Origin of the sequence: Cellulomonas aerilata (assembly GCF_007991755.1) — a bacterium.
GTDB classification, from domain to species: domain Bacteria; phylum Actinomycetota; class Actinomycetes; order Actinomycetales; family Cellulomonadaceae; genus Pengzhenrongella; species Pengzhenrongella aerilata.
In genome coordinates this window covers 356,950-371,801 of the sequence record NZ_BJYY01000001.1, presented here as the reverse complement: position 1 = coordinate 371,801, position 14,852 = coordinate 356,950, and the positions used below count along the sequence as shown (strand labels likewise).

Annotated in this window: 9 protein-coding genes and 1 tRNA gene; 2 read left to right on the top strand and 8 right to left on the bottom strand. The window is 68.4% G+C overall.

Going from position 1 to position 14,852, the window contains the following annotated elements:
- Positions 1–34: 34 nt before the first annotated feature.
- Positions 35–105, top strand: a tRNA-Gly gene (locus tag CAE01nite_RS01615).
- A 745-nt stretch (positions 106–850) separates the two neighbouring features.
- Here the strand turns inward: CAE01nite_RS01615 and CAE01nite_RS01610 are convergent.
- Positions 851–1,387, bottom strand: a complete 537-nt coding sequence (locus CAE01nite_RS01610) for a hypothetical protein (protein WP_146898935.1) — start codon at positions 1,385–1,387, stop codon at positions 851–853.
- An 884-nt stretch (positions 1,388–2,271) separates the two neighbouring features.
- Here CAE01nite_RS01610 and CAE01nite_RS01605 point away from each other — a divergent pair.
- Entirely contained in the window at positions 2,272–3,585 is a 1,314-nt protein-coding gene (locus CAE01nite_RS01605) for a glycoside hydrolase family 6 protein (protein WP_146898932.1), read from the top strand.
- Positions 3,586–4,181: 596 nt separating this feature from the next.
- Here the strand turns inward: CAE01nite_RS01605 and CAE01nite_RS01600 are convergent.
- The 7 genes from CAE01nite_RS01600 to CAE01nite_RS01570 all read right to left on the bottom strand — a co-directional run bounded on the left by CAE01nite_RS01600 (position 4,182) and on the right by CAE01nite_RS01570 (position 14,817).
- On the bottom strand, positions 4,182–7,340 hold the full coding sequence (locus CAE01nite_RS01600; protein WP_186816368.1) for an NACHT domain-containing protein: 3,159 nt from the start codon (positions 7,338–7,340) through the stop codon (positions 4,182–4,184).
- Between the two features lie 692 nt (positions 7,341–8,032).
- Entirely contained in the window at positions 8,033–9,376 is a 1,344-nt protein-coding gene (locus tag CAE01nite_RS01595; protein ID WP_222595789.1) for a DUF2252 domain-containing protein, read from the bottom strand.
- Positions 9,377–9,488: 112 nt separating this feature from the next.
- The gene (locus CAE01nite_RS01590) at positions 9,489–10,415 is read right to left on the bottom strand and encodes an SGNH/GDSL hydrolase family protein (RefSeq protein ID WP_146898927.1); all 927 of its coding nucleotides are present in this window, start codon (positions 10,413–10,415) and stop codon (positions 9,489–9,491) included.
- Positions 10,416–10,420: 5 nt separating this feature from the next.
- A complete protein-coding gene (locus CAE01nite_RS01585) occupies positions 10,421–11,245 on the bottom strand; it encodes a carbohydrate ABC transporter permease (RefSeq protein WP_146898924.1) in 825 nt (274 codons plus the stop codon).
- On the bottom strand, positions 11,242–12,210 hold the full coding sequence (locus CAE01nite_RS01580; RefSeq protein ID WP_146898921.1) for a carbohydrate ABC transporter permease: 969 nt from the start codon (positions 12,208–12,210) through the stop codon (positions 11,242–11,244). The genes CAE01nite_RS01585 and CAE01nite_RS01580 overlap by 4 nt, the downstream gene beginning before the upstream one ends.
- The gene (locus tag CAE01nite_RS01575; RefSeq protein WP_146898919.1) at positions 12,210–13,592 is read right to left on the bottom strand and encodes an ABC transporter substrate-binding protein; all 1,383 of its coding nucleotides are present in this window, start codon (positions 13,590–13,592) and stop codon (positions 12,210–12,212) included. Before CAE01nite_RS01575 ends, CAE01nite_RS01580 begins: the two co-directional genes overlap by 1 nt.
- Positions 13,593–13,785: 193 nt before the next feature.
- Positions 13,786–14,817, bottom strand: coding sequence for a LacI family DNA-binding transcriptional regulator (locus CAE01nite_RS01570; protein ID WP_146898916.1), 1,032 nt, complete (start codon positions 14,815–14,817; stop codon positions 13,786–13,788).
- Positions 14,818–14,852 lie beyond the last annotated feature (35 nt).

The following is a 14,852-nucleotide window of genomic DNA, read 5'->3' as shown; positions in this document are numbered from 1 at the left end:
CTCTGTGGCGCGCGTCGGCCCCGGTCGGCGCCGCGCGGGTGTAGTTCAGTGGCAGAACTTCAGCTTCCCAAGCTGATAGCGCGGGTTCGATTCCCGTCACCCGCTCCCAGCATCACCGCAGGTCAGTCTTGGTGCCGGAGCAGGTCTGACGCCACTCCATGACGCACACGCGGCTCCACGAGTGGCTTTCGGACGCGCCGCGTCATTCCGAGTGCCGAAGTGCACGTAATCGCTGCGCGTGCAGGCATCCTCGCCGCCTGACGAGGACTACCTATCCTAGCCCCGCGACCGAGGCCGGGGCTGAGGAGTTCGCCACGCCTCGCGTGGCCGGGGTGTCCTTTTCGCGATGACAAGGGACGTGTGTTGCTGGTCAAACCGACCCACAAAGGCGCGCGCCGCACTCGACGGCGGCCTTACGCCGGAACAGTTCGGTCTCTGGCTCGAACAAGAGTCCGAGGACGCCTTCTACCGCCTTTCGGCCTTGGGGCGCATTCGTGAGGTCCTTCACCTCCGCCCAGTGAATGCCGACGACAAGTGGGAGCGAAACGACCTCAACGACGTGCTACATCTCTACTCAGCAGCCGACTACGCCGACGTGGTGGTCGGGGAAAATAAGGCCTGTACCTAGTTACAGCAAGCCTGCGACGAAGTACCCGACGGGGCTCAGGTTGCACACCGGATGACCGACGCGCTATCCATCATTGATTCGCTGCCGATTCGACCTCTATAGGGTCAAGGCGCCGGCTCCGTCGGCGCGCTGGCCTGCGTGCGGCGCTGGCGTGCCGCCCTCGGCCGCTGCGCTGATTATTTCAGCGCGCTGTCGATTCTACGGCGCGGCCGTGGTCTACTTTCACCGCGTGAGTTGGTCGTTGCACACCGATCGTCCATGCGCAACGAGGGAATGCTCACCCGCAACGGCGAAAGGATCATGTCCGTCAGCAGGGTCCGGCAGGGAACCGCCGGCGCGCACATCGAGCAAGTCGTCCAAGCTGAGCCACTGATCCACTTCGGCGGCTGCTCTATTCACTGCGTACATTGCACCGCCCGCTCCGTCCGGAGTGCGGATCTGAAGAGTCACGTATCCTCCAGAATTCCAGCACTGAATGACCGCGCCGGCGCCGGTCAGCGGGGCCTCGAGCACACCGAGAGCCGCCAAGTCCGCCGAGGACAGAGGGTGCTCGCTGCTGGGTCCAGCGGCGATGTTGCTCCGCTCGTTGGCGTCGCGCCACCATCCCACACCGGCAAGCGTCGCGAGGAACATCGCTATCACGGCCGGAACCACCAAGCATCCCCAGGGCGCGCCGCTCACTTTCGGCACCTGGCTCGGCGGCGGCACTTCGTTGCCCCGAAGTCCCATGTACGACGGCCAAGACGAGTTGTTGCTCATCACCTGCGCTCCGATTGTGGCGAGACAGAACGGCTCACGTGGTAGTGCGCTGGCTCGCGCCCGGAGTCGCAAGTGTGGCACCTCGACGGCCTCCTGAAGGGAGAACGCCTGTTGGGGCGGATCAGTCCTGGTCGGGCAAGTTGGCGGGTATCAGCCGCAGCAGGGGTCACAAGCATCGGTTACCTCCAAGCCGCCAACCCGACCGCTAAGCATCCGCCCGACTCCGGCCCGCATCAAGGGCGCCTGCGGCGTCACTACGTGATGAGCTGCGCTCCGCCCTTGACACGGTCCTCCGTCGGGCCCTGTGCTCCGCTTTCGAGTCGGTGGCTCTCCCTGGTCCAAGACCTGTGCCCGTTGCGTGCCCGATCCGGCGGCCGACCATCGTCGCTCGTGGGCACTGAGGGCGAACATGAAAGACGTCGACGGCTCCAGTCGGCGCCGCTCCATGACAGGCGGGTGTCCAATCGTGCTCGGCGCCAATTCCCAAGCTGGTAGCACGGGTTCGATTCGCGTCACCCGCGTCCAGCATCGGAAGTCTGGTTGACCAGCGACATCACCGGTCCCTGAGCCTCATGCAGGTCCCGGAGGCCGGGCTCGACTCCCCCGCCGGACGGATGAGTGAGCGATCCGGCGCTGCGCCGAACCCGCGGTCATGCCCTTGACCACCTCGGCCGGCCAATTGACACCGTCGAGGGGACGCGTATCGTTTCGATCAGTCGCCGACGTGGGAGCGCTCCCGCGGGTGAGGATCCGAGCGGATGTGAGGTCCGTGGCGCGCTCCATCGGGAGCTCGCGGACCGGCCTTCGATGGTGGCCGGTCGACCAGGAACGACCGACAGAAGGGCTCTGCAATGAGGCGGAGGGGACGACGTGCAGCCGTCGCGGTGACCGCGACGATGCTGCTCGTGGGGATCGCCGGCGGCGCGACCGGTGCGACGGCGGAGAAGGACAGCAGCAACCGGGGTCCGGCGCACGGCAAGAGCGTGCTGAACCGCGGCACGGAGTTCTACGTGCCCGAGGGCAACGATGCGAGCGTGCAGGCGGACGCGTTCGAGGCGCAGGGCCTCGTCGAGGAGGCCGCGCTCATGCGCGAGCTGGCCGCGCAGCAGGAGACGGTGTGGCTCACGGGAGGCACGCCGGAGGAGATCGGCGCCACGGTGAGCGATACGGTGGCGGCGGCGAAGGCGCAGCACCAGGTGCCGGTGTTCTCGCTGTACTACGTGCCGGGTCGGGACTGCTCGCAGTACAGCTCCGGCGGAGCCACGTCGGAGGCCGAGTACAAGGCATTCGTCGACGCGATCGCGGACGAGCTCGGCAGCACGAAGGCCGTCGTCATCATCGAGCCGGACGGCGTCGCGCTCCTGCCCAGCGAGCCCTGGTGCGGCCAGGGGGCCGGCGGCTTCACCGGGACGCCGGACGACCCGGAGTTCGTGCAGCAGCGGTTCCGTGAGATCCGATACGCGGTGACGACGCTGGGTGCGCAGCCGCAGACGGCGACGTACATCGACGCCGGCAACTCTGCCTGGCAGGGGCTGGACGACTACGACGCGTTCTACGGCGACCCGAACCTGCAGTACGGGATCGTCAACCGGCTGAGGATGGCGGGGATCGACCAGGCGACGGGCTTCGCGCTCAACACGTCGAACTACCGCGCCACCGAGGAGCTCATCGCCTACGGCGAGCGGGTGTCGAAGTGCCTCTACGCGGTGCGCGACCAGCCTGTGCCGGACATCGAGGCCGGGTACGCCCCTCAGGTGGGGACGCCGTGCCCCCCTGAGGAGGAGCTCGACGCGATGCGGGTGCGCCAGAACCAGATGACCCACTTCGTCCTCGACACGAGCCGCAACGGGCAGGGGCCGTGGGTGCTGGGCGACCCGGCGACGAGCGACGACGCCGCGGCGTTCACGGCCGAGTACGGCTACACCACCGCCGACCCGGAGATCTGGTGCAACCCGCCGGGGGCGGGCCTGGGTCAGCGTCCGAGCTCGGACACCGGCCACCCGCTCGTGGACGCGTTCCTGTGGATCAAGGTGCCGGGGCAGTCGGACGGACGGTGCACACGCGGCATCGCGGCGGCCGACCTGCCGCAGCCAGGGTTCGACGTGGTGCGCGGCATGGTGGACCCCGTCGCCGGCGGCTGGTTCGTCGAGCAGGCGCTGGAGCTCGCGCGGCTGGCGGAGCCGGCGCTCCTTCCGTGACGGGAAGGCGCGAGGACCGCTGAGAGTCCGTCGGTCGCGGCAGACGAGCGGCGACCGGTGCGGATGACGTGACATCGAGGGGATCCCCGTGGTGGGGGTCCCCTCGATGCCGTTGGCCACGGGCCAGCACGTGCGCGTTATTCCCGCACACGGCAGCAGCAGGCGGCCGCGTGGCGACCCCCCCGTCGTGTCGGATATATCTGGTTCTCCGACGGAGGAGAACTCGAGAAGGCGGAAGCAGAATTCCCCGCGGACGACCGTGTGCAGCTCACGGTGATGGTGCTCCCCACCCCGAGCCGTCGCATTCAGAAGCATGGCTACCGGCCAGAGCCGGGAGCGTGCTCCGGACCTGGTCCTGTCCGCGACGTGCACGCCTTGGGCGCCGGCATGACATGTCGACCTCGGCATCACCTCGCCGTTGCTCGTGACTACCTGGCTGGGCCAACGGCACGAGCCCACAACCGCATCGCAAACTCTAGGGCGCCCTAAGTCGCAAGCATCCGAAGTGATCGGGCCACACATCCGACCCCGTGCACACCTCCGCCACGTGCGTCGGCTCGCACCGGGAGGGCTCGACTGAGGCCCGACAGATGCGTCTAGCTACTCCTGCGTTGCTCCTCCAGCATTCTGCCCAACTCGTCGCCAGCGAACTGCGAGTACACACTTAGGCGCAGCAGTCGGCCATCCCAGTTGTCCCGAAGCCACCCAGTGAAACGGTCGTCCACGAATGTAGGAATTACGAGATCCGCGACCTCGACATCTGCCAGCCGCCACATTAGGCGTCGCAACCTGCTGCGGCTCGTACGAATCCTCGTTCCCGAATCTGCCTGAGCCTTCTTCAGGCCGCGGACAGCGAGCGTGTTGAGGAACAGGCGGACGAACTCCGCACCGTCCTCGTCGAGAGGCGTCAGAGAGCTTGTCCGTATCTCAAGCAAGAGCCGTCGCGCGAAGTACGCCGTGCGCGGACGCGGGAGCCAGCGCTCGAAGTCGCCTCGAGACGGAGCCTCGCCGAAAGCGCTAAACTCCTCGCGCCATTTCCTCATCCACAGATAGTCCAGCACCACACGAACTGCCATGACTCCGAACCAGACGAAGCCCACGAGCAGCGCCGCCAAAGCTAGAAACCCCAAGTAGAACTCTGCAAATCTGGAGCCCGTCGCCGTGACCACGATCTGTGCGCCAGCGACGGCGATCGCTGGGGAAAGAAAAATTGCAGCCTGCCGCACGACACGAATCAGGCCGTGCTCCAGAAGTGCCCGCCAGACGGACCGAATCGCCCTTGGCAGCGCGCGGACCAACTCTACGGCAGCCAGCACCGGATAGGCTGGCCACCAGATCGGATGCATCCATCGGCCGACATGCGTCAACAGAACGGCTGACACCGCCCATGTAGCAGCGTAGAAGACTGCGACATATCCCAACCAACGACCATATCCGAACTGAGCAATCATAGTGCCTGCGAAGGCGGCTAGTATGGCCACCGTGCTGACGTAGAGCACAAGGCTCACCACCAGGACGAGACCGCTTCGCCGGCGCCAGGGAACCGCAACATCCGATCCACTGACATGGACTGCCTGCGCATCAAGGGAAGACGCTCCTGAACGGACGACGTAGGGATGGAACGGCATCACGATCACAGCCGCCAGTCCGCCTATGGTCACCGCTTCGGCTCCCCAACCAAACGCAAAGGACGCCACGCCGCAGCCTAGGGCGGCGAAGAGACCTGCATGGACGTAGGGGCCGAAGATCAGGACGCGAAGCACGTCTCGCCAGTGGCTAGCATTCGGAAATCCAGCGAACTGAGAATCAATCGCTCTGCGCCGCCGCCGAAGGTTCCCGGCTGAAGCGAGCAGAGCGAGAAAGACCCGTATCGATCTCGCAAGGTCATGCGGGATCGAAGGCAAGCGGGACACCATCCGGAAAGCAGTACCGGCGAGCCACCCGCTCCCACTCGCGAACGCCCTACCCACGAACCATACGCGATCCTTGTGCTCCACGGTGCCGAGCAGCTCCAGGGCCCATTTGTGATCCACTGCATCGCCCTCTACGACTACGCACGTCAATAGTCGCGCAGCGTCAGCACGAAGCTCGTCGGGCAGAATTTCGTGCTTGCGGAAGAGTCCCTCGTCGAGCAGAGACAGCAGGTGACGAGAGAGCGGCGGCCACGTGAAACGTCTGAACCTGCTCTCAAGGTACGCGGCCTCGATGGAGTCCCCGTCCTCTCGGTCGTAGTCGCGGAGGCCGTGCACCATGGATTGAAGGCTTTGTCGCGCCTGCGCTATCAACACCGCGGCAAGTGCCGTCCCAGGATCCTGCAACTGCAGAACCGTGACGGCCGACTCGCGCCAGTTGCCCTCCAACAACAGCGTTGACGCTACGACGGCGTCCGGATCTTTCAGAAGGTGTCGAGTCGCGAAATACTCCTGGAAACGACGATGCACGAATGTCGTCTGTCGCACCGATCCAGCTCGACCGGATTCTCCGCGCCGCATGAGCTTTGCGTACTCGAGAATCTCGATGGCCTGATCCGCAACTGCTCCTTCGAGCAGTCCTCGCTCGACGCAAGCTCGCACCAGGGCGTCCCGGGCTGGCGTCAGGCCGAGATCTTTCTCCGCAGACATGGTGAAGGCGATCGCCTCGGCAGCGGCCGCCACGCGATCTTTCGTCCACCCAGCCTCGGAGGCGTACGCCGACGCCGCATCGAGTTGCCGCTGGACGTGGCTGTCGAACAGTTCGAACGGCGTGTCAGGTATGGTCGACGTTCCGCTCTCCTTGAGGTGCTGACAGAGCAGTGCAAGAAAGAGCGGATTGTTCGCGAGTTGCGCTACCGGACTGTCGGACATCGGCAATCGCGTGAGCACATCACGGGTGATGGCGCGCGGCAGCTTCATCCTCAGCATGAGGTCGCCTTGTTGTCGACTCGTCAGTGGCAGGACCTTGAACCGGGTCCATAGGGTTTGTCTTGGACCTCGGAAGTACCGCGACGCGAGAATGCCACGGCACCGGCTCTTGTTTGGCCGGGTCAGGAACTCCGCCAAGGCGTTCGAGTACGTTTTAACCGTGTCCTCGTAGTCTGCCTGGGAGAGAATCGCCGGTATCTCGTCGAAGGAGTCGAACAGGAAGATCCAGCTGCCGGAGCGGAGGCCGGACTGGAAGTGCGTCTGCAGGAAGCGGGCTTCATCGACGCTGCAGCCCTGAAGCAGTGTGGACAACACGTGGGCTTCCACTGCCTGTGCATCGACCTTCGCCGGCTTGAAGTCTTTTAGATTGATGTACAAAGGGACGATCTCACGAGGGTGCCTCGAGCGGGCAGCGCGATCCAGCAGATCTATCGCGAGTTTCCTCAGAGCCACGCTCTTTCCGCTACCTGGCTCCCCCTCCAGCACGATCAGGGGCTCGCGACTACGCTTCAACGCGCTGGACAGCGACGTCTCGCGCCTTGCTGTGTCGATTCTGTCGATGGGGCCGAACCGTCGTGCGCCTTCCGTCTCTACGTTCGCCTCGAGTTCCGTGTACCTACGGTGATGCCATTCCTCTTCACTGTTCAAGCGCTTCAGGCGGTCACTCAGATACTCGCTGAAGTTCTTCCGATCCGATCGGAGATTCTGATACCCCTCCCATGCCGCTCGAACGCCGGCGAACTCCGATAAGAGCTCCTTGATGGCGACGACATTGTCGCGAAACGCGCGAAACAACTTTAAGAGTGCGATCGCCAGCGTCAGCGATCCGCCCAGCACTATGAGCGCTGTTGTCATGAACGCCTCCTCGGGACCAAGGCACAGAGCCGATTGTCTTTCGACTGTCGGGGCCACTTGACTTGACCGGTGGCCACGGCAACCGTTCCGATCGTATGGGCACTGCACCGTATCGAGCCGTGATCGGCGCAGGCCTTGCGACGTGGGCACGGCCCCCGTCGACGCCGCCTGCCGTGCACTGCAGCGACCGCGAAGCATCGAGAGCCGACCGCAGCCGGCCCGCGCGATTGCGACAGTCGTACTGCCAACAATGGGCTCTTGGGGCGCGGGGGGTGCCAGCTCCGCCGGCGAGTTTCGCCTCGGGTGGCGCTCGCGCCGCCTCTTCGGTCGCTCACCGACGGCCTTGGACATGCGCCACCGAGAGTGATGAAGCAACTCCCCGCTGGACGGCTCTCTAGCGCACTCGCGCGCTACCGGCTCGTGTCCCGTCGCGTGCCCTACCTGACAACCGACCGCAGTCACCCGCTCGCACTCACGGACGCACGTGGAGGGGCTCGCGTCGCAGTGATCACTGAGCCAGGAGGGCAGGCTTCCGAGCCGTGCTCGACGCCCAGTCCTCCACCGGAAACCGCGGTTATAGCCCATCACGTGCTCCGGGCGTCGCTGCACGTCTGCACCCCTCGCCGTCTCTGCGACCGCCTGAGCACGGACGACGGGGGCTTGATTCCTGCCGAAGTCCTGTTCGCCCCCGATCAGCCGCGCGACCGGCGCGGGCCCACGCCGGGGATCTGCCCGCCGCGGAACGCGTCCACGAACAGCGCGTGATCGGCGCGAGCGCGGGCGCCGTACTCGAGGCCGAAGGCGACCACCTCGTCGACGAACTCGTCCTCGGCGCCGTCGAGGGCCGCGACGATCGCGTCCTCGGTCTGGAAGTCGACCAGGGGTGTGGTGGCGTCGTCGACGTCGGACACGCAGTGCACCTTGGCGGTCGCGCGGCCGAGCTGTTCGAGGACCTCCTCCATCTCGTCCGCCTCGCTCAGCACGGACCAGTCGAGGTCCGCCTCGTAGGGGGAGAACTCCTGGACGACGAAGCCCACGCCGTCGTGCGGGCCGCCCTGCATCCGCGCCCAGCCCAGCCACGGGTCCGAGCGAGCCTGCAGGGCGCGCTGCGAGACGGCGGTCCGGTGGCCCTCGTGCTCGAAGTAGTCCCGCGCGCGCCGGTCCTGCACGACCCGGCTCGGTGCGGCGACGCTGCCCTGCTTCATGGTGAGCACGACGTCGTTCTCCAGGGCCTGGCTGCGGCCCTCGACGAGGAGGTTGTACGCGGGCAGCCCCGCGCTGCCGATGCCGAACCCGCTCTTGCCGACGACGTCCTTGAGGTCGTACGTGAGGCTGCCCAGCCGCTTGGAGACGGGGATGGTGTCGAGGTAGGAGCGGAAGGCGGCCTCCACGACGTCCCGCTCCGCGGCGTCGAGCTCCCGGACGGTCGGCGAGTGCCGGAACCTGCGCTCGTAGTCCGCGACCACGGTCGCCTTGTCGAGCAGGTCGACCCGGGTGGACAGCTGCGCCGCGAGCAGCGCGTCCCGCACGGCCCCGCGGGCGGTGCCCAGCCGCAGGGACCACTCGTGGTCGCGGTCGTCGTCGACGAAGGTGTGCACCTGGTCCAGGTAGGCCCGCAGGTAGGTCCGGATGAGGTCGGCGATGTCCTCGTCGGGCATCGCCTTGGTCCAGCCCATGACGGCCAGGCTCGCCGCGAGGCGCTGCAGGTCCCAGGTGAAGTGGCCGAGGTAGGCCTCGTCGTAGTCGTTGACGTCGAAGACCAGGACGCCCTCGCTGTCCATGTAGGTCCCGAAGTTCTCCACGTGCAGGTCGCCCTGGATCCAGACCCGGCTCGTCCGCTCGTCCGCCCAGCGGTCCTCGCGCCCGGCGACGTCCGCGTAGAACAGGCACGCCGTGCCGCGGTAGAAGGCGAAGGGGTCGGCCGCCATGGTCCGGTACTTGCGGCGGAACGCCGGCGGGTCGGCGGCCGCGAGCTCGGAGAAGGCGTCGGTCAGGACGTCGATGATGTGCTGGGTGCGCACGCCGTCGGAGGTCACCCTGCGCACCCTAGGGGCGCCGGGCGCTCCGCGCGTCGGACCACCCCGGACGGTGTCGTCGCCGAGCCGGCCGCTGACCGAGCGGACGGTGGACCGGCAGCGGCGCCCGCCGTCACCCGGCGGGTGCGAGCCGCGAGAGGGCGTCGACGATGTGTCGCACCAGGACGGTCTGACCGGTCAGCGAGGGGTGCACGCCGTCGGGGACCCAGAAGTCGTCGGTGATCGTGCTGCCGAGCAGGGCGGGCACGTCGACGACGTCCGGGGCGGCGGCGCGGACGGCCGTCAGGGTGGCGTCGAGGTCGTCGACGGTGAAGCGGACCGTCGCACCGTCGGGCGCGGTGGCGTCGAACCGGTCCTGGTCCATGGGGGGCGGGGCGATGGCCACGAAGCGGGACCCGGCGTCGGCCTCCGTGAGCGTCCGCAGCGCACGCAGGTTCCGCTCGGTCTCCGTGGGGCTCACGGTCCGCACGTCGGCGGCGGCGCCCTGGCGGCGGCCGTCGTTCGTGCCGATCATCGCCAGCACGCAGGTCGGCCGCCGGCGGACGACGAGGTCGAACATCGCGATCGTCTCCGCGCTCGTGGACCCGCTGACCGACAGGTTGGTGACGGTGACCGACGGGCTCCCCGGGAGGCGCCGCAGGCCGGCCGCCAGGAGGTCGGCCCAGCCCAGGCTGTCGGCGGTGATCGAGTCGCCGAGGACGACGACCCGTGGGCCGGTGACGGCGGGCACCCGCGCGAGCCGCGCGGCGAACCCCGGCTCGGCGAGCAGGGCGTCCGCGGTGCGGGCGAGCGTCTCGGCGTGCTGCTGCCGGATCTCCCGCAGGCGGTCGGGGGTGCACCCGATGAAGTGCGCGTCGAGCACGTCGGCCAGCTCGGGGTCGAGCCCGACCATCGCGTGCAGCGGGAGACGGCTGTGGTGGGTGTACCGGGCCGCGGCCGCATCGTCGAGCCACAGGGGCGCGCCGTTGCCGGTGCCCCCCGGGTCGGCCGGCGGTGCGGGGTCGCGCGGCGCCGGGAGGTCGATGTTCTCCTCGATCACGCCCGTCAGCCCTTGACCGAGCCCTGGAGCAGCGCGGCGACGAACCGGCGCTGGAAGATCAGGAAGACCGCCAGGGTCGGGGCGAGGATCAGCACCGCGCCGGCGCACAGCAACGGGATGTCCGTGCCGTACTGGCCCTGGAAGGCGCCCAGCGCCCCGGCCATGGTGCGCTTGGAGGCGTCGTCGACGAGCACGATGGCGAGCAGGAACTGGTTCCAGGTCCACAGGAACAGCAGGATCCCCAGCGAGGTCAGGGCCGGTGTCGCCAGGGGCACCTGGATCCGCCAGAACTGCTGCCACGTGCTCGCGCCGTCCACGCTCGCCGCCTCGGAGAGCTCGCCGGGCACGTTGACGAAGTGGGCGCGCATCCACAGCACGGAGAACGGCATGAACAGCCCGATCAGCGGCAGGATGATCGCCCAGCGCGTGTTGAGCAGGCCCAGGTCGCGGATCTGGAAGTACAGCGGGGTCAGGATGCCCTCGAACGGCAGGGTGAGCCCGAGCACGAACAGCAGGAAGACCGCCCGGTGCCCGCGCATGCGCAGGTTGCCGAACGCGTACCCAGCCATCGTCCCGAGCAGGAGCGACGCGGGCACCACCCCGACGACGATCAGCGCGCTCGAGAGCAGCAGCGCGCCCATGTCGGCCGCCTGGAAGGCGGCGGCGAAGTTGCCCCACTGCGGGCTGGCGGGCCAGGAGATGCCCAGCGGATAGGTGCCGGACGGGTGCAGCGCGGTGACGAACAGGCTGACGAACGGCACCAGCGTGATCAGCATGAGCAGGACGAGCAGGGCTCGGCCGACGAAGGCCTCACGGCGGTTGACGATCATCGGTCGCGCTCCTTGGTGAGCCACTGGATGGGCAGGACGACCGCGAGGACGAGCACCATCAGCGCGACACCGAGGGCCGAGGCCTGACCGATCTCCCTGTCCGCGAAGGCGAGGTAGTAGATCTGGAGGCCGGGGACCATGGTCTCGTTGCCCGGTCCGCCCTGGGTAGAGATGTAGATGATGTCGAAGCTGGCCAGCGCCGCGATCACGGTGACCGTGACGCAGACGCCGATCTCCTGGCGCAGGGACGGCAGCGTGATGGCGAAGAACTCCCGCACCGGCCCGGCGCCGTCGAGGCGGGCCGCCTCGTACAGGGACGGGTCGATCTTCGTGATGCCCGACAGCAGGAGCAGCGTGCACAGCCCGAGGAGCACCCACGCGCCGATCACGCCGACCGCCGGCAGCGCGAACGTGAAGTCGCCGAGCCACGCCCGGGTGACGTCGCCCAGGCCGATCCAGGACAGCGCCTGGTTCACGAACCCGGTGGAGGACAGCAGCCAGCTCCAGACCATCCCGGCGGCGACGAGCGGGATGACCTGGGGGAGGAACAGCACCGTGCGGGCCACGACGGCCAGCTTGCTGGCCGCGATCTGCCGGATCGACGTGGCGATCAGCAGCCCCAGCGTGACCGGCACGAAGCTGAAGAAGACGATGAGCTGGAAGGCGTTGAGGATCGAGCCGTACAGCGTGGAGTCGGTGAAGAGGTTGGCGTAGTTGCGCAGCCCCACGAACGTCGAGGCGGCGACGCCGTTCCACTCGTAGAGGGAGTACTGCACGCTCACGGCCATCGGGCGGAGCACGAACACCGCGTACACCAGGAACGCAGGAGCGACGAACAGCCAGCCGACCCACCGCCCGCGCCCCGAGCGGCGCGGGCGGCGCGTGGGGCGCTCCGGTCCGGCCGAGCGCGACCCGGAGGTCGGCGCGGCTCCCCCGACCGCCGAGGTCGCCGTGGGCGTCGTCATCAACCCAGCTCGGACTCGTAGTCGGCCTGGACCGCCTGGAGCAGCCCCTCGGGCGTCTGCTGCCCACCGACCATCTTCTGCAGGTTCGGCGTCCAGCTCTTGGCGTAGATCGAGCCTGTGGCGTTGGCGATGAAGTCCATGGCGCCGTTGTCCTCACCGATCTTCCCACCGGCCGCGAGGGTCTCCGCGGTGACGGTGCCCTCCTCCACGGCGGGCATGAACGCGTCGGCCGGACCCATCGGGTGCGACCCGCCGACCTCGACCGCGATCGTCCGCGCCGTCTCGTCGGTGGCGACCCAGTCGAGGAAGAACGCGGCGCAGTCCGCGTGCTCGGCCTCGGCGGCGATTCCGTACGTCAGCGGGGCGGACATGGTCGCCTGCTTCCCGCCGGCCTCCGCGGGCGGCATGAGGAAGAAGCCGGCGTTCCCGGGCATCTGCTTGTCCAGGTTGCCCGACTCCCAGTCGCCGTTGAACATCAGCAGGCTCTGGCCGCCGATGAACCGGCTCATCATCGTGGCGTAGTCGAGCGAGTTGACGTCGGAGGCGAAGAAGCCCTTGTCGATCCACTCCTGCAGGTGCGCCGCACCCTGCAGGTTGGCCTCGGTCTCGATCGACGCGCCGTCCTTGTTGAAGATCCAGTCGTTGATCTCACCGGCGTCGCCGTAGGCGGCCATCAGGTTCTGCAGCGGGAAGGCGAGCCCGCCGGTCGCGCCGCCGTTGAACTGCGCGATCGGCGTGATGCCGGCGTCCTTGGCGCTCTGCAGCAGGGCGTCGAGGTCGGCCAGGGTCTGGGGCGGCTCGGTCATGCCGACCTGCTCGGCGAGCTGCTTGTTGTAGAAGACGCCCGTCATGCTGAAGTTCAGGCCGTTCGCGTACAGCGAGCCCTCGCCGCGCGCGCCGTCGTCGCCCACGCGCATCTGCTGGAGCTGCGACGCGGGCCACTGGTCCCACCCGAGGGCCTCCGCGTAGCCGTCGAGGTTCAGCAGCAGGCCGTCCTGCGCGAGCTCCGACATCTGCGGCAGCCGCATGAGGTCCGGGGGGTTGTCGGCCAGCACCCGCGGCGCGTTCTGGGTGATGACGGCGAACTGGTCCTCACGGATGTCCCACGTCACGTTGGGGTGCTGCTCGGTGAATTCGTCGGCGAGCGCCTTGGGCAGGGGGAACCCGGTCTCGAAGTAGCCGCTCATCGTCACCGGCTCCGTGCCGCACGTGGGAGCACCGGCGGTCTCGCCCGCCGCGGCGCCCTCGGACGCGTCGGCAGCCGGGGTCGACGACTCGCCACCCGGCGCGCTGCACCCTGCGGTCACGGCGACGGCGGCGGTGAGACCGACGGCCCACAGGCGTCGAGCGGCGAGCGGACGGGAGGACGTGCGAGCGGACATGGCGGGCTCCTTCGACCGACGACCAACGGGACGGGCGAGCCGGAGCGGTGCGGGTCGAGCGGTCGTGCGGATCGATGTCGGCCCCGGACTGGCCCGCCGGTCAGTGAAGCACGTCACACCTGCCGCAGCAAGCACTTCGATAAAAGCACTTCTCATCGTGACCCGACCGAGACCTCGGCTGCCGGCGACCGGCTCAGGCGGGGGGACCTGTCGTGGCGGTCGTGGCGGGGGGACCCGTCGTGGTACGGACGACGAGCGAGCAGTCCAGCAGGGTGACCGTCCGCGGGGCGGCGCTGTGGGCCATGTGCGCGGTCAGGACGCGCACCGCCATGGCCCCCGAGTCGACGAAGGGCTGGCGCACCGTCGTCAGTCCCGCACCGAGGGCGGCGGGTCCGTCGTCGAAGCCCATGACCGACACGTCCTCGGGCACCCGCAGCGAGAGCTCGCGCGCGGCCTGCAGCGCGCCGATCGCGAGCTCGTCGTAGTGCGCCATGATCGCCGTCGGGCGCTCGGGTGCGGTCAGGAGCCGGCGGGCGGCCTGCCGCGCCTGGTCCGCGGTCGGCCCCGACGCCGTGACGAGCACCTGGGTGTCACCGGCTCTCTCGACGGCGCGCGCGAAGCCGTCCAGGCGCCGGCGCGCCTGCGACTCGTAGTCGGACTCCTGGCGCTCGGTCAGGTAGCCGATGGTCCGATGACCCAGACCCAGCAGGTGCTGCGCGGCCAGGGCGCCGCCCTGGAAGTCGTCGGTCGTCACGACGCTGAACAGGTCGCTGGTCGCGTCGACCACCACCGTGGGCACGCCGCGCTCCTGCAGCCGGCGCTCGACGGTCTCGTCGATGCGCTCCCCCATCACGACCAGTCCGTCGACGTGGCCCCGGATCGCCGACGCGGCCAGGAACGGGGACGTCGCCGCAGCCGCGGACTCGATGTCCACCACGCGCGTCTCCAGTCCGCTGTCACGCAGCTCCGCCAGGACGCCGTCGAGTCGTGCGTAGTAGGACGCGTAGGACGTGAACGGAGCCAGGATGCCGACGCAGCCGACACCCCGACGGGCCTGGGACACCGCGGCCGGCTTCGGGACGAACCCCAGGCGGTCGGCGGCGACGAGCACCCGTTCCCGCGTCTCGGGTCTGACCCGGTCCGGGCGGTTGAGGACGTTCGAGACGGTGGAGATGCTGACGGCGGCCTCGCGCGCCACGTCGTAGATCGTGACCTGCCTCGCCATGGCGCCGACCCCCTGGTCCCCCGCAGGACGGCGAG